This is a genomic window from Belnapia sp. AC561, assembly GCF_979252845.1.
In genome coordinates this window covers 1-15499 of sequence record NZ_CEEDBP010000056.1, presented here as the reverse complement: position 1 = coordinate 15499, position 15499 = coordinate 1, and the positions used below count along the sequence as shown (strand labels likewise).

General features: G+C 63.6%; 10 protein-coding genes and 2 pseudogenes. 1 reads left to right on the top strand and 11 read right to left on the bottom strand.

Annotated features, from left to right (window positions below; translation table 11 throughout):
- Positions 1-110: 110 nt before the first annotated feature.
- The 11 genes and pseudogenes from AC0IW9_RS28030 to AC0IW9_RS27980 form a co-directional block, all read right to left on the bottom strand.
- Positions 111-554: a DDE-type integrase/transposase/recombinase gene (locus tag AC0IW9_RS28030; protein WP_471651595.1), complete on the bottom strand. Its 444-nt coding sequence runs from the start codon at positions 552-554 to the stop codon at positions 111-113.
- Positions 555-632: 78 nt separating this feature from the next.
- Positions 633-2924, bottom strand: coding sequence for an MHYT domain-containing protein (locus tag AC0IW9_RS28025; RefSeq protein ID WP_471651594.1), 2292 nt, complete (start codon positions 2922-2924; stop codon positions 633-635).
- A gap of 1394 nt (positions 2925-4318) precedes the next feature.
- A complete protein-coding gene (locus AC0IW9_RS28020) occupies positions 4319-4774 on the bottom strand; it encodes a VOC family protein (RefSeq protein WP_471651593.1) in 456 nt (151 codons plus the stop codon).
- 91 nt (positions 4775-4865) lie between these two features.
- A complete protein-coding gene (locus tag AC0IW9_RS28015; RefSeq protein WP_471651592.1) occupies positions 4866-5792 on the bottom strand; it encodes a hypothetical protein in 927 nt (308 codons plus the stop codon).
- 647 nt (positions 5793-6439) lie between these two features.
- Complete coding sequence (locus AC0IW9_RS28010) at positions 6440-7330, bottom strand: class I SAM-dependent methyltransferase (protein ID WP_471651591.1); 891 nt, start codon at positions 7328-7330, stop codon at positions 6440-6442.
- Between the two features lie 330 nt (positions 7331-7660).
- The gene (locus AC0IW9_RS28005; RefSeq protein ID WP_471651590.1) at positions 7661-8845 is read right to left on the bottom strand and encodes a serine hydrolase domain-containing protein; all 1185 of its coding nucleotides are present in this window, start codon (positions 8843-8845) and stop codon (positions 7661-7663) included.
- 583 nt (positions 8846-9428) lie between these two features.
- Complete coding sequence (locus AC0IW9_RS28000) at positions 9429-9869, bottom strand: GFA family protein (protein WP_471651589.1); 441 nt, start codon at positions 9867-9869, stop codon at positions 9429-9431.
- A gap of 426 nt (positions 9870-10295) precedes the next feature.
- Positions 10296-10562, bottom strand: coding sequence for a hypothetical protein (locus AC0IW9_RS27995; protein ID WP_471651588.1), 267 nt, complete (start codon positions 10560-10562; stop codon positions 10296-10298).
- 137 nt (positions 10563-10699) lie between these two features.
- Positions 10700-12442, bottom strand: coding sequence for a sensor histidine kinase (locus AC0IW9_RS27990; protein ID WP_471651587.1), 1743 nt, complete (start codon positions 12440-12442; stop codon positions 10700-10702).
- Between the two features lie 58 nt (positions 12443-12500).
- Positions 12501-12665: pseudogene (locus tag AC0IW9_RS27985) on the bottom strand (IS5/IS1182 family transposase); the annotation flags it as partial.
- 166 nt (positions 12666-12831) lie between these two features.
- Positions 12832-13275 (bottom strand): annotated as a pseudogene (locus AC0IW9_RS27980) (transposase); the annotation flags it as partial.
- Positions 13276-14222: 947 nt separating this feature from the next.
- Between AC0IW9_RS27980 and AC0IW9_RS27975 the strand changes: the two are divergent.
- Positions 14223-15362, top strand: a complete 1140-nt coding sequence (locus AC0IW9_RS27975; RefSeq protein ID WP_471651586.1) for a transporter substrate-binding domain-containing protein — start codon at positions 14223-14225, stop codon at positions 15360-15362.
- The last annotated feature ends 137 nt before the right edge of the window (positions 15363-15499 follow it).

Genomic DNA, 15499 nt, shown 5'->3' with positions numbered 1-15499 from the left:
CGCCACATTATGATGTGGTGCCCACGTCGAGGGCGAGGTTGCTAATCCTGTTTGTTATTCTGGTCGGCGTAGCACTGACCTTCCCCGTTTGAGCCGACACGGGTTACGGCTTACGCGGCCGCGGCAAGTTGTTCCATGTCAGCTAATGCTTTGTAGCCAATGGCCGAATGAAGATGCCTTCGATTGGAGAAGGCCTCGAGGAAGCTGAAAAGGGTGGATCTGGCGTCCTGGCGGATCAAGAACGGCCCGTCCTCCTCGAGTTCGGTCTTGAGGCTCCCAAAGAGGCTTTCCATGGGGGCATTATCCCAGCAATTTCCCTTCCGGCTCATCGAGCAGGGCATGCCGTGCTTAGCGAGCAGGCGGCGGTAGTCATGCGCCGCATATTGGCTTTCACGGTCCGAGTGCTGCAGCAGTCCCGGACCTGGTTGGCGGTTGATGATGTCTCTCAGCAGGGCTGAGAGCGTCAGCTTCAGTGAGCGGCCACTGCTTTCCTGCAGCAACACTGCCTCCCGCTTGAACTCCTCGGTGAACTCCCGTCGCGTGTTGCTCATCATCAGGACACCCCGCTCCCACAGGAGCTTATTCGAAGTGTCCACCAACACGGGGCAGGGTCAAGGTGCTGGTAGGCCCGGTCATCCAGCCTCTCCACGCTGAGCGGTATGTGCCAAGACCAACGCGTCAAGGCGATCGAGCAAGGTGTCACTCTCGTAGGGCTTCGTAAGCACATCGAACGCATTACGCTCGGCGCCTAGCGCTGTGCCCGCATAGCCAGATGCTAGCAAAACTGGAAGTGCTGGCCGCAGTCTCCGAGCCGCACGGGCCAGTTCAGGCCCGTTCATGCCCGGCATCACCACGTCTGAGAAAAGTACGTCTACGGCCTCGCCTGCTTTAAGTACTGCTAATGCTTCGTGCGCATCGGCCGCTGCTATCACGCGCCAGCCACCTTCGCGTAGCATCTCTGCTGCTGCCTCCCGTACCCCTGCCTCATCCTCGACAACCAGCACCGTCGCCGACGATACCCGGGCGACCACGTCGGCACTCCGCGCAGCAGGAGTAAGCAGCTCGGCTGGCTCAGCCGCCGTGGCGGGCAGGTAAAGCGTAAATGTCGTGCCAAGACCGGGGCGGCTGGCCACTGATACATGGCCGCCGAGTTGGCGGACGAAGCCGTAGACCTGCGCGAGCCCAAGCCCCGTACCTCGTCCTACCTCCTTGGTCGTGAAGAACGGCTCGAAGGCCCGTGTCAGCACCTCCGGCGGCATCCCGTGCCCCGTGTCGCGCACCGAGACTGCCACGAAGGCGCCCGGAGCCGCATCGTCGTTGCCCGCCAGGTCGGCTGGTCCGAGCTCCGCTTGCGCTACGCGAACCGAGAGCGTGCCACCTTCAGGCATCGCGTCGCGTGCGTTGACGACAAGGTTCAAGACCGCTGTCTGTAGCTGCGCCGCATCGGTTCGACAAAGCGGCAAGCCCGGCTCGAACGCGAGCTCGAGTGCGATCGTTTCACCAAGCGCGCGCCGGATCAGCGTGGCGAGTTCCTGCAGCAGCGCGGCCGCATCCACCGGCTGAGGCCGTAGTGTCTGGCGTCGGGCGAAGGAAAGCAGGCTTTGGCTCAGTTGAGCGCCCCGCCGTACCGCTTGCCGTGCTGCCTCCAGCACCTGTTGCGCCCGCTCCTCGCCACGGATGTACCGCTCAAGGACTGACAGTGATCCAAGCACTATGGTGAGCAGGTTGTTGAAGTCGTGCGCGACGCCACCCGTAAGCTGCCCTACCGCTTCTAGCTTCTGCGCCTGATACAGCGCTTCCTCCGCTCGCCGACGGGCGGTGACGTCGGTCAGGCCACCAAGGCTACGCATGAAACGTCCCCCGGCATCCCGCTCGGCGCTGGCCGATAGCAACACATCGAGGACGCGGCCGTCCTTCGTCGAGACTTGGTACTCGAGCTCACGTAGGTCTTGGCCGGCGAGAAGGGCAGGCCAGTCCTTCTCGGCATGGCGGCGGGCGCTGTCGGGCACCATGAAGGCGGAGAGCAGGCGGCCAACAACCTCCTCACGCTGGTAACCAAGGAGAGCAAGCCAAGCGTCGCTTACCTCGAGCACTGCTCTATCTGGGCCAAGCGAGTGCAGCGGTAACGGAGTGCGTCGGTAGAGCGCGCGGAAGCGGGCTTCACTGGCGCGCAACGCGTCAGCCTCACGCTCGGTCAAGCGGGTAAAGTGGCGGTCGACCACAGCAGCAAGCATCGAGAGAAACAAAATAAGGAAAGTGATCGCAGCCACGCCAAGAGCAAGGGTGGTCTGGGCAGCGCTGTCGTGACTATGCCCGCCATCGATCGGTGCGCCGGAGAAGGTAGCCGCCCACATTGCAGTGTAGTGCATGCCTGAGACGGCCAAGCCCATCACGCCGGCGGCGAGGATGCGAAATAGCCCGCTGGTGCCGCGCGCGGCGAGCCACAGCGCCGCTATGGAGGCGCCAATGGCGATCAGGACCGACGTGGCGACCAGGGTATGGTCGTAGCTGGTGCTGACTGGCATGCGCATGGCGGCCATGCCGGTATAGTGCATAGCAGCGATGCCAAAGCCCATCAGCAGACCGGCGAGGCCAGTGCGGGCGAAGTTTGCGCCGTGGCTAGCGACGGTGAAGCCCACGCCTGTGACGAAGATTGCTACGCCCAGGGAGAACAGGGTGAGGCCGGGGTCATAGGTCATCGACACCGGCAGGCTGAAGGCGAGCATGGCGACGAAGTGCATCGCCCAGATCCCGCCACCCATGGCAACCGCCGCCGTAGCAAGCCAGGCACGTCGGGCCCAGCCCGCTGCAGCGCCAACACGGCCGGCGAGATCAAGGGCGGTAAAGGAGGCGGCTACCGCGATTGCCACGGAAAGCGCGACCAGAGCGGCGTCGTGCGTTCCGAAAAGGGCGTGTTCTAGCATGGCACCCATTGTTTTATATGAAGTGCGAGATGTCTGGCGTCCCGTAACTATTTTGCGGTCTTAGTATCCTGATTGCATCGATCTTGTCATGCGCATGCCTGGCTAACTGTAACTGATTAGCTGAACAAGATGAATGATGCAGCAACTTGGAGGCGCCAGACGACTTCGGTGACGCTGATGACGCCAAGGGTGTTGCGCAGCCAGTCGGTGTCGGCCGGCACGAAGGGTATGGAGACCAGCGCCTGACTCGGGCAGCACGCTGATCATCGCCGGGTTGGTGGGCTGGCAAGCGGCACAGCGAGGAGATAGGCACCAGCTCGCAGCTCCTCGGGTGACGGACGCGTGTCAGCGGTCAGGTGAAGTAGGGCTAGACTGGCGAGACGCTGGAGGACCGACTGACCCCAGTGAGTCTGGCGTATCCTCCAGCAGCGCCTCACCGCGGCCACCAGGCGGGAGACCGCGGTGAGGAGGATCCGCAACTGCCGCAGCCAAGCCCCTAGGGCGCGGACCAAGCAGCGGTCCGAGTCAGGGAGGCGGGCAAGCTCCAGCCCACCCCCGGCGGTCTCCAGCACCACCCCCGCCGCGGTGAAGCGCAGCTGCTCGCGGTCGAGCGCCACCAGGGTGGCGCGGCGCAGCCCGCTGGCCTGAACTAGTAGAAACAGCGCCCGGTCGCGCCGCCCGGCGAGGTCCTCGCCGCAGCGGGCGAGCAGGGCGCGGATCGCCGGCTGGGCCGGATCCCAGGGGTGGCCGCCGCGGCGGTGCCGGTCGGCGATCGCCGCGAGCCGGCGGCGCAGGCCGCTCGGGCCAAGCCGGCCGGCCAGGCTGGCCAGATGCCCGGCGACGGCCTCCGGGGTGGCCGGCAGCGCCGGCTGTCCGGCGGCGGCGCACCACCCGGAAAAAGCCTGCCAGTCGGCGGCATAGGCCCGGCGGGTATGCGCCGACTGTGGCGGCCCGGTGGTGGCGTGGTGGGTGGTGATGGCGCTGGGTCCCCTGCCCCGGTTCGGTCATGCCGGTGGCGTTGCGGAGCCTGTCATGCCGGGCTTGGATGCGGCAATTGGCCTGCTGCAGGTATGAAGGCACGATAACAGAACCAGCACCCCCAGTACTATACCAAGTCGTTGATATTATGCGTTATTCTATTGGACTGCCAGTGATGTCGCTTCCTCGCCCCCATTCCGTCCGCTAAACTGCATTCGAGGACTTGCTTACCGCACGGTGATGCAGCTGCGCAGGCGCTGTGACGGGTCCCTTCAGGCAGGAGCAGCCGCGCGGTTCCGGCGTACGAAGCGAGGCTGCTTAAACAGCAATTTCATGACAAGAGGGCAAAGCGTTCGAGTTGCCGGAGCTGCTCTTGCAGCTTGTCGAAGACGTCAGGCTCCGCACCCGTTTTGACGCTAATCGGCCGCCAGTGGCCTGCGGCTGGAGGCGCGGCAGCGGCACTGGTCCACTTGATGCAACTCGATCATGTTCCCGTTCGGATCGCGCAGGAACAGCTGCTGGGCTTGCGGCCCGTTAACGCCGGTGGTGCACCAGTAGTCCACGCCCTGACGGTCGAGTTCCGCACGTGCTTCGACCACATCGGCTACAGCGAGTGCGACATGCGGCCCGGTCGGGTCCTTGTCAGGTCCATCCTTCGCCAGCGGCGACGGTTGCGTCCCACCGATCAGGTGCAGTTGGCCGACGTCACCGACATTGATCCAAAGGCCAGGGATGCCGGGCAGCGTTGGTCGTCCCGGATCAGCAGGAAGGCCAAGCACACCTTCATAGAAGGCGCGGTTGGCGGCGAGGCCAGGCTCGCTGCCGTCAATGCGCAAGGCTGGGTGGTGAATCTCAAGGATCTTGATCGTCATATTCCTGGTTCTCCCCTTGCCTGGATCAACAACTTCGCGCTTTCCAAGACCGATTTCATTGATCGAAATTTTTGGGATATAATGCTCCAGCCTATGGCATGAATACCTGGCGCACCTGCCACGGGACCGAGACCACACTGATCAACTTCTCAGTGCCGTCGAAGATGGCCCGCATGCGCGTCCCTGATGCGCTGAAGCCAAACTCGGAGATGCGGTCGGTGCCAGTGACACTGCTACGTATGAGATCAGTACCCTGGTCGGAGCGGTACAGGCGATAGAATCCTTGAGGCATCGCCAAGGAGTAGTTCCGCGTCTCTTCGTTGGTTCGCGCAGGCGCTGCTGGCGTATAGCGGAGACGCACCTCCAGGCGCTCTCCGTCAGGTGTCGCATAAGACCAACTCTCAAAATTTTCTCTCGCGCCGGACGGGCCGGATCGCAGGGTCCGTTCGAGTTGACCGTCGGCCAAGACGAAATTTCCGTAGGCACCTGGCACCCCGTCTGACTTGGCTGAGAATCCATCAATAATCATCAGGCCTGCCGCGCCACTTTCCGCATGGTGTGCTGGCACTGTAAGCACCGCCACATGATTGGTACTTTCTCCGACAAGCGGCTTGCCTTCAGCATCCTGTATGATCATGCGGTCAAGCAGAACGAGGATCAGATTGGCTCCCTTGGATGGACCAGCCGAGATCGCCCTGACCTGCCAGCCGCCAGATAGCAGTCGTTGGGCTGCGCCTTCCCTGATCTCGAAGAACAGATGAGTACGGGCACTGACATCGCGTTGAGCGAGGCTTTGAGCGCAGACGTTTGGCGTCGCGCCACCAAACAATGCGGCGTATGCCACAGCCAAGGCAGCCTTTCGGCGCGTTATTGCTCCCATGATCGTACCTCCGCGGCGGGCTTCGGCGCTCGTAGTCGCTCCCGCTTCTTCAAGCGTCAGCCTAGTTGCACAGAAAAATTTGATCCACGAAAAAGAGAATATCTGGGTGGTAGCAATTAGGAATTCCCTTTGATGCATTTGGTTGTGCTGACGTGACGCGACGATCCCGATCGCAACCGCCTCGGCTAGCAAACACGGCCAGCCGGATTATGTTCGCGGCGGCCAAGCGGTCGACGCCCTATAGGATGGGTTCCAGTGGGAGCGCCGGCTTCAGCTTAGTGGCGACGCGGCTGGCCACTTGACGATGCCCATGCGGCGCTGCCCGAGACGATGACTGGGTCTGGCCGTGGACGGAGCAAGATCGGCCCGAAGGGTGCGCCCTGCGCCATGGTCAGTGAGACGTCGTGGGCGAGCTCGAGGCTGGCGACCAAGGTGCTGGCCAGCGCCGCCGTTGCTGCGGCTTGCGTCGCATCGTACCGGCCGGGATCGGGGGCAGGAACTCCACGAGTGACAGCCCCTGCGGCTCCCGCGCGAGCAAGCTGGTTACCCGCGCGATCGCCTCCGGCACGCGTCAGACGCCGAGCAGCGCCGGCTGGTAGGCCGAGGCCGGTTGTCCCTTCCGGTCCTCAACCATGGCCAGCGTTGCTTTCAGGAAGGCCACGTAGATCTCCGCCTGCGGCCATGCCTGCCGCTTGGCTTGGCCGCGTTCAAAGACCCGCTCGCCCAGTTGTGGTCGAGCGCCGAACCAGTCGGCGGCGGCGCGTACGGCATGGTTCCCGCAGCGCTCAAGGATGCGCAGTGACTATCCAGAAAGCGCCGTCAAGCACGAGGCCTTCGGCTCCCTCCAGGCGGCGGTAGGCTTCGGTTACGGCGGTAAGGACCGCCAGGCTCACCTCGGGTCCAGTTTTACCAAGCACTCGGGTCAAAGGGCCGAACTGGAGCGAAAAGGCGGCAGCATCTGCCGCGTCGCCCGAGCCGCCAAGCCGCATGCCTTCGTCATGTGGGTCAAAGGCCACGTTACGGAAGCCTGCGTCCCTCAGGATGCGCCGTACCCGATCTGGGTCAGCGAAGGAAAACATGCCCGGCTCGTCTGGAGCGGGCACCGGCACCGCCCCGGACGGCAGCAGTGGCAGTGCCGCCTGCACCGCTGCTGTGATGTAGCGGTTCTCCGCGGGCGTCCGGCAGCAGACAAATACCATCCGCCCGGAAGGCTTCAGCGCGCGATGCAGATTGGCAAAGGCGGCAACCGGGTTACTGAAGAACATGACTCCCAACCGGGAGAAAACCAGATCGAAGTTTTTGGCGGCAAATTCGTTGGTCTCTGCGTCCCCTAGGGTCAGGGAGACGTGGGCCAACCCGTCTGCGGCGACGCGTGCCTGGGCTCGCGCTAACATCTGCTCCGAAATATCTACTCCAACAACCTGTCCCGAGTTGCCGACGTGGCGGGCGAGGTCAAGCACTGTCGCACCACAGCCGCAGCCCACATCGAGCACATGCTCGCCCGGGACAAGTGCTGCTTGATTCAGAGCGGCGCGCGAGAGTGGTGCCAATAACGCGTCCAGGCGCTTTTGAAGCCCGACCCAGGGTGCGGTTGCTGGGCTGTTCCAATAGCGGGCTTGCGCCGCATTTGGGCCAACTGCAGATGACGGGGCTGCGTCCTCGGCGATATCGTCCATATCGTGGCCTCGAACCGTCTATGCCAGAACCAGCATCAAGCTCGCACGGCGGCGGCCAGCGACTCAATACCGTCCTATCGGCGCTGGGCTTGGGCCCTCGTCAGCGACTGCAGATCCGATTTAGGTCCAGCGTCAGTCTGTTCCCTGCGGCCACATCACCAGCAGTCCTCGGCAGGATCGTCGCCGCGGTCACGATTTTCTCTGCCGCGAGAGCCATACGTCCCGCGCTCGTTTTCTTCCAATCAGGAGGCGCCTTGGTCTTGCGCCTATCTACAACCATCGTCACACGGTCAGGTTGTACGAGGGCAAGGATCTGGCAGTGTCGGCGTACTACTCGGCGATCGCTTGGTACACCAGGGCATTAATCATCCGCCAACTGGGGCCAAGACGTGGCCAGGAAGTCTGCGCCATGAACACCACCGCAAGTTCCTCCCGGGGGTCCACCCAGAACGTCGTGCCAAAAGCCCCAGGCCAAGAGAAGTCGCCCAGGCTGCCTAACACCGGTGGCCCCCCCGTCGAGGGGCGGACGGCGACAGTTAAACCGAAGCCGTAGCCGTCCAGATTGGGGACGGCTCGGCCTACCCCGCTGCGCACCCCCGCAGGGAGCTGGTCTGAGACCATGGCCTGCACGCTCCGTGGCCCAATGACCCGCGCATCACCCCGACGGCCCCCATCCAGCAGCATCTGCGCAAAACGGAGGTAGTCTCCCGCCGTCGAAACGCCGCAGCCTCCACCACACTCGAACCGCACAGGATGTGCCCGGTCAGGGATCTCCGGCCTGCGCCGCGTCTCGGGGTCCACCGCCTGCGGGCGCGCGATACGGCCGGCTTTCTCCGGTGGAACCAGAAAGCCGCTGTCAGACATGCCGAGCGGACGGAACAGCCGCTCCTCCAAGAAAGCCCCGAGGCCTTGGCCGGAAACACGCTCCACCACCAGGCCCGCTACGTCGATCCCCAAGCTATATTCCCATGCGGTCCCAGGCTGGTAATGGAGCGGCAGCGCCGCTAGCCGGGTAAGGAGCTCGTCCGATCCCAGGTTCTCGCTGGCCCACTGGGACGACGCTGGGTACATCCGGTGCAGGGTCGTGGTGCCGGCTCGCCCGTACGTCAAGCCGGCGGTGTGCCGCAGCAGATCCTGTAGAGTGATAGACCGTTGCGCTGGGACAGTCTCGATCGGCGCTTCGCCGCGCCCCAGCCGTTGATCATCGGTCAAAACCGCCACGCGCCGCCCACCGAGCTGCGGCAGGAACCGCTCTACTGGGTCGCCTAAGGCGAGCCGTCCCTCCTCGGCTAGCATCAGGGTGGCTGCTCCAACCCAGACCTTGGTCATGGACGCGATGGCGAAGAGCGCGTCGCGCGGCATGGGCGTCCCGGCCTTACGATCGAGAAAGCCCACTGCCTCGTGGAGCACGAGCCGGCCCCGCCGGGCCACGGCCACGACCGCCCCCGGGATCTGGCCACGGTCTACCTCACCACGTAGTGCCAATGGCAAGCGTGCGAGGCGATCTGACGACATGCCCACCTCCTCCGCTGCCACTCGAGGCAGTGGGTCCGCCGCTGGCTGCGCCGCCGTTGGCGATAAAGCGGTCGTCGCCATCAACGCCGAGAGCATCCCTGTTGCCAGCGCCGCAAGTAGCTTTCTCGGTTTCGGGACCATTGTTTCCTCCTCTCTGCTGACTCTTTGACGATGCAGACGGCAGACTGCTTTAAAATGCCGATGAGGCCTCCTGCCTCCACCAAGCCAGATTTTTAATCCGGACGCACTCCGGCAGAACGCGCTGCCTCGCCCCAGCGCGCTCCTTCAGCCGCGATGAAGGCGGCGACTTCAGGCCACCGCAGGCCGCGGGCGGGAACGAAGCCAAGGCTTGCCAGCAGCGTAGTCGCCTCGGGCTGACCAAGAATCGACACCACCTCGTGGTGTAGCCATTCGGCAATCGGCTCTTCTAGTTGCGCCGACGCGCCAAAGTGAACCGATGGTTGCCGGCTGCGGCACGCTCTACTCGGCGAAGCTCAGCATATCGGCCAGCGCGCCAATCAGACCTCGACCGCCATCCCCAGTACGCGCACCAAGCGCCGCAACCGACCAACTGCCGCAAGGCTCAGTCCGGCAGCCACCTGCGATCCCCCGGCATGGCCTCGTAGCGTAAGGCATCGCCGGGGATCGATATCCAGGGCTGCATACTACGGGTAAAAAAATGGGCGATTGGCCGCAACCACGTCGTGTCGTCGAGTGTGCCCGGCTTAAGGTTGCGGTTCTCCAGCCCCAGGTTGCCCCCTGGATCGTGATAGAGGCGCGTGCCACAGTCGGGGCAGAACCAGCAGGTCATTGTTCGTCCCGTCGGCGTGTCGCGGAGGAACGATCTGGGCTCACCCTTGGTGATGTGCAGATGCTCTTTCCGCATCACCGCCGCCATCCCGAATGCCGCCCCTGATTGGGTCTGACAAACGGTGCAATGACAGCAGTAAACCGTCCTGGGTGGCGCTGTGATTTTATAGCGCACCGCTCCGCACTGGCAGCCGCCCGATTGGTGAAACGCCATTCCTTCCTCCTGGCCCGATGACGGCTGCCCATTGGGTCGAGCTCCCCAGCAGGGAAAGAGGCACTGCGGCCGTCTCGCAGGGTGCCATTCGTATGATTTGCGCCGCTAAGTGGTTTTGACCGAGGGCGTTGGCGAGATCGACTATGATCTTCGTCATCAGCGTTGTGTGAAACACAACAACCGGAGCCGCCAAGTCAGCCGAGGCAATCTTCCCGAACGCCAATAGTGTGATACCGGCTGTCGGCACTGACCAGCTCTCGCGGCAGGATTACGACGGATAGCCAGTGGCCGTCGGGATGGCGAAAGCGCGGTGGCTGCACGAACAGGCTGCCGTCCGGCTCGTAGAGGCGGCTAAGGGCTCAGTTGGCTATATCGTCTAGCCGGCCGATTATCTCACTGGGCGTGCCGACTGGTGCGTAGACCATATCAACCCTCCGCCATGTATCCCGGAACACCTGCTTCTTCAACCGTGAGGATGTGCGGGAACCAAAGAGCGGAGAAGCCGCTGTCGGTACCAGCACGACCTGTCGTTCTTGCATTCAGCGGCGGACCTGCAGGAACAGTTGCCGTCCCCAGTCGGTAAGCTTTTGTGGTGTCGGCATGCTCGCGGCAGTACCGCTCCGAGGGAGCCAGCGCTGTCAGGAAGGGCAGCGCCCAGACCCGCCCGGCCCAGAAAATCGGCACCAGCAGCATCAGGCTGAGCCAGCAGGCCGCTGGCCTTAACAAAGTGACCGTGGCTGCAGCGGACCGGGTCGCGATAGATGTCCTTGGCGCTGATCCGCTCGCCACGCTGGCGCTCAATGGTGTCGTTGAGGCCCAGCAGGGTAAAGCTAGCCGCCGCTCCCGAGGTTTATAGCAGCGGGTGTTTGGTGGGATGGCATCGGCAAGCGGCATGCGGCCAGCTCAGCAGCGTCGGACCAAGGGTGAAAGGCGAACACGGCTTCCAGGCCGGTAGTATTGAAAGCCATCGTGACTTTGGTACCAGGGCCAAGGTCTACTGGCAGGACGCGATCCATGAACCGCAGGCCGAAGCCCTTTCGCTTTGGTGGGCCATCGAGAACCGGTCCTCCGCTTTCCATCCAGCGCAGCGATACCATCCCCCCGTCGGTGCAACCGCACACCACACTGACATGTCCGAAGCTAACTGAAAGAGCGCCGTATTTGGTGGCATTGGTCGCAAGCTCATGCAGACCCATGACCAGCGCCTGCGCCTGTTTTGGGCCGATCCAAATACATTGTTCGATATGCACTTTGAGCGACGTGCCGAAGCGGCGTTGCCATGGCTCCAATGCCCCGTTCAGGACGTCATGGAGGTCGACGCTCTGCCAGCTATGCCTTGCCAGTAGGTCATGAACCCGGGCCAATGCCGCCAGACGCTTGATGAAATCTTTCTGAAAGTGTGCTACGTTTGCTGCAGTGCTCCGCATGGTATGCGTGGCCAGAGACTGCACTGTCATCAAGGTGTTTTTGACCCGGTGGTTCAGCTCCCCGATGAGGATATCTGTGGCACGTTCCTGCCTGGCTAGCCTGGACGCGATGTTTTCGATTTCGCGGAACTGCAACCTGGGTAGGTTGCTACGTTTGGGATGGAGCAAGCCCTCGATCGCACTGGCGATCCGGTTGCTGAGCCAGATGGCGATGCCTAACCCACCCAGGGTGAGGGCGATGCTGATGACTGCCAGTTGGAGCAGTGCCCGCTGCAAGGGGACGGCAAAGGTCGTAGTTGGGACACCTAGCCCAACGGTGTACCCGGACTTTGGGCCGCGGGAATAAGCCACCGATGACGGCACACCATCGAGTCTGGTCAGCTCGACCACCCCGCCTGGACGCTGTTCGCCCTTGGTGATGGGAAGATGAGTTGCCAAGCGGCCGACAAACTCATCCGCTCGTTCACTGCGGGCAACCACTCGAAATTCGCGGTCAAACAGCGTTGCCACCCATCCTTTTGGCAACTGCTGACGCCGTAGCACATCGTTGAACTGCGCATGAGGGTAGCCAATATTGACGACGCCTGACACCAATCCGCTGCCCTGCTTTACCGGCGCAGAAACGGCAACAAGGTACATGCCGGTCAGCGCGCCGCGATAGAGGTTCGAGAACTGGGTTTGGCCGCTGAGCAAGGCGGGAACGGCGGCAGCACTCGCTAGGATATCTGGCGGCGGATAGGTCCCAGGCGGCAAATAGGTCAGGATACGCTGCATGCCGAAGCGATCCGCCAAGCTGATATAGCTGCCCGAAGCACGGGCTGCCGCTGCATCCATTTCCGATCTGAAACCGACCAGATCCTCATTGGCCAGGGTAGCTGATGCGGCCAGGGTTTCGGCCATCGCCGCGGCGGTGGCAAATTGCCCCTCGATGGCAGTGGCCAGGGCCTGCGCCTGCATCTCAAGTTGCTGCTCCAAGCGCCGGCTGGCGTCGGTATGTTCTCGAGTTATGGTAATAGCAGCAAGAAATATCAGCGGAAGAGCCAGGGCCGCGATCAACATGATTAGCCAGAACCGCAGGCTGTAATGCGATAAAATGCCCCGGCCAGGCTCAAATCTGGAGCCAGAAACCGGCTGTTTTCCGATCATTTGAGGGCGTCTAAGACCCGCTTGACCGGCTTGCTTACCGTCGACCACGGGAGCCTCTTGCGACGTAGACCTTGTTGCTGTGCTTCTGACCATGCAAGTCCTGCTCGCCGTTGCGACCCACGTCGGGCGGCGACGGGATCGAGCCGTTCTTATGCTTTGAGCTCTTGATGCTGGCCTACGCTTCCAACAGGGTGCCGTCCACCGAGAAATGTTCGGCCGAGAGCGACCGTGTTGCATCGATGGAGCGTTGAACGAACGGCTCCCAAGCGCCCCGAGGTTCAGGCGCTGCGGACGTATCCGGGCGACCCAGGTCCAACATGCGGTTCAGCACCTCGGCGGCGATGGCCACCTCGGTCGTCTGGCGTCCGTCTGTTTGCGAGCGCAGGCCGTCACCGATGACGCGTTTCCAGCGCGACACATCGGCCTCGACCAGGGCACACCAGTTGTAGCCTGACGCTCTCTGCAGCCCATGCGGCCGCGCTCGGCGATGGCCTGCAGGTGGCGGTCTCGTGCCGTCGGGGCGATTTCAGCTGCCGCGCTTGGCACGGCATTCGATCGAGGCGGCACGGCACGATGATCTCCGCCTCGGGGTTAAGTGCCATGACCTCGGCATGGACGTTGTCGCGGTCGTAAGCCCCATCAGCGGTGGAGGACGCGACAGGTCCATCCACTTCCTCAAGCAGCGGGCCGACTTGCCCGCCATCATCGGCATCGTGGCCAGTTAGCACCGACGCGACGATACGCCCCTTATCGGCGTCGGTAGCAAGATGCAGCTTGCGCCACGACCGCCGTCGCCGTGTCCCGTGCTTCTCCATCAGCCACTCGCCGGGCCCGCAGAGTTTTAGTCTCTCCTGGGGGCGACCGCCTCAGGCCGCCGGGTGCATCTCCACCAGCTCGTCGATCTTGCCTTTCAGCACGTTGAAGGTCTCGCGGCTGGCAGCCGGCACGCCGCAGCGCCGTAGCCTGGGCCAGCAAAAACAACACCCGGTCGCGCCGCCCGGCCAGGTCCTCGCCGCAGCTGGCAAGCAAGGCGCGGAGCGCCGCCTCGCCCAGCGCTGCGGTGGCGCGCACCGGGGTGGCCGGACCGACGACGAGCCGGCCCGGCGGAGTGTGGCGCGGACCTCTGGCTGGTCTGGATCCCAGGGGTGGCCGCCACGGCGGTGCTGGTCGGCGATCGCCGCCAGCCGGCGACGGCGGCCGCTCGGGCCGAGCCGGCCGGCGAGGCTCTCCAGATGTGCAGCAACAGTTTCCGGCATTGCCGGCAGCGCACCACCCGGCGAAGGCCTGCCAGTCAGCGGCATAGGCGCGCTCTGTATACGCCGACCGAGGCCGCTGAGTCGTATGGTTGGTGATGGCGATGGCTCCTCTGCCCCGGTCCGGCCCCATCGGTGGCGGCCTGGAGCCTGCCATACTGGGATCGGCTGCGGCAATCCGGGTGATGCCGGCATGAAGGCACGATAATATAGCCTGCGGTGTCTATATCCCAACAACCCATTGATATTAGGCGCTATTCCCCGCCTTCGCCCGCTTCCTGCGTTTGTCCCCCTCATTCCGTCCGCTAATCTTGCTTTGCGGACGTGATGCCGTTTGCAATCAAGCTTCCCCCTTACCGCAAGCGACGCAGAGCCTGCCGCAATCACGGCTGCGCGGCTTCTGCCGTGGCTGCTGCCGCCAAGCCGCTAGCACCCGCTGCAAGCCCCTGCCCTTCTCCGCCTAAGCGGCAATTCTGGCAGCTGACAGCTGATGGCCGTGCCAGTGTGAAGGCCGCATGAGGTGAACGATGATCAATTGCGTGACGCGGGGACCCGAAGCCGGGAGATGCCGGCTCCCGCGCGCCGCGGTGCTGCTGGGCCTCGGCTGGGCCGGGCTGGCCGGCGCCGCTCCTCTCCCTGAAGCCGCCCCTGTGGTCAGCGCGCGGCCGTTGCTCCGCGTGGTGACCGGCTATTCCTCACCCTTCGTGAAGCAGCCCGGCACGCCGGTATCCGGCTATAGCGTCGAGGTCTGGAACGAGGTGGCACGGCGCATGAACGTCGAGACCGCCTGGACGGTCATGCCTGATCTCAGCGACGAGGCGCAGCTTGGCGCCGTCGTCGAGGGTCGTGCCGACCTTGCCGTCTCGGCGCTCGCGGTCACGCCCGAGCGGGAGGCGAAGGTCGATTTCAGCGTGCCGTATTTCGACTCCGGCCTGCAAATCCTGGTCAGCAACCAAGCGGGTGATCCGCTTTGGACTACGCTGCACTCGCTGGTTTCGCCGGCCATGCTGAAATTTTTTGCGGTCGGCCTCGGCGTAATCCTTCTGCTGGCCAATATCCTTTGGCTGGTCGAGCGCCGACACAACCCGGCCTTCCAGCGCGGCTACGTCCCTTCCATCCTGGAAGGGCTGTGGGGAGTGATGCTGATCATCGCAACCGGCGAGCATGGTGACCGCGACACCCCGCGCGCGCTCAAACGCCTCATCGTCAGCGTCATGTGGCTGTTTGGGGTGGTGCTGATCGCGCAGTTCACCGCGACCGTGACGTCGACGCTGACCGTCGAGCAGATCCAGTCCAACATCCAGGGACCGGGCGACCTGCCGGGCAAGACCATTGCCACCGCACCGGGCAGCGTTGCCGCGTCCTGGCTGACTGCTATGGGGTTGCCCTTCGTGCCGGTCACCGACAGTGAGCTGGCCTATGGGATGCTGACCCGCGGCGAGATCCAGGCGATCGTCTACGAGGCGCCGCAGTTACAATACTGGATCGCCACGCGCGGGCAGAGCCTAGTGTCGCTCGTTGGGCCAGTGTTCCGGCCAGAGAAATATGCGATCGCCATGCCGCTTGGCAGCCCACTGCGCAAGCAGGTCAACAATGCGCTGCTAACAATGCAGGCAGATGGCACGATGGAGGAGATCGCGCGGCGGTGGTTCACGGCGGGACGATAACTCAAGCCGGGCTGGAACGGTTGGTTAGACCAGGAGCGTTACGCCACTGCGGACCGCATTTCTAGAGGCTGTTATGGACCATTGGCTGGGTAACGATCAGGCTTTGGGGCATGACTGCCCGCAAGCCATACCCGTCT

Bases quoted from the DNA above. Each gene is read 5' to 3' on its own strand.
- AC0IW9_RS28030 (WP_471651595.1), bottom strand. From the start codon at position 554: ATGATGAGCAACACGCGACGGGAGTTCACCGAGGAGTTCAAGCGGGAG.
- AC0IW9_RS28025 (WP_471651594.1), bottom strand. From the start codon at position 2,924: ATGCTAGAACACGCCCTTTTCGGAACGCACGACGCCGCTCTGGTCGCG.
- AC0IW9_RS28020 (WP_471651593.1), bottom strand. From the start codon at position 4,774: ATGACGATCAAGATCCTTGAGATTCACCACCCAGCCTTGCGCATTGAC.
- AC0IW9_RS28015 (WP_471651592.1), bottom strand. From the start codon at position 5,792: ATGCATCAAAGGGAATTCCTAATTGCTACCACCCAGATATTCTCTTTT.
- AC0IW9_RS28010 (WP_471651591.1), bottom strand. From the start codon at position 7,330: ATGGACGATATCGCCGAGGACGCAGCCCCGTCATCTGCAGTTGGCCCA.
- AC0IW9_RS28005 (WP_471651590.1), bottom strand. From the start codon at position 8,845: ATGTCGTCAGATCGCCTCGCACGCTTGCCATTGGCACTACGTGGTGAG.
- AC0IW9_RS28000 (WP_471651589.1), bottom strand. From the start codon at position 9,869: ATGGCGTTTCACCAATCGGGCGGCTGCCAGTGCGGAGCGGTGCGCTAT.
- AC0IW9_RS27995 (WP_471651588.1), bottom strand. From the start codon at position 10,562: ATGCTGCTGGTGCCGATTTTCTGGGCCGGGCGGGTCTGGGCGCTGCCC.
- AC0IW9_RS27990 (WP_471651587.1), bottom strand. From the start codon at position 12,442: ATGATCGGAAAACAGCCGGTTTCTGGCTCCAGATTTGAGCCTGGCCGG.
- AC0IW9_RS27975 (WP_471651586.1), top strand. From the start codon at position 14,223: ATGATCAATTGCGTGACGCGGGGACCCGAAGCCGGGAGATGCCGGCTC.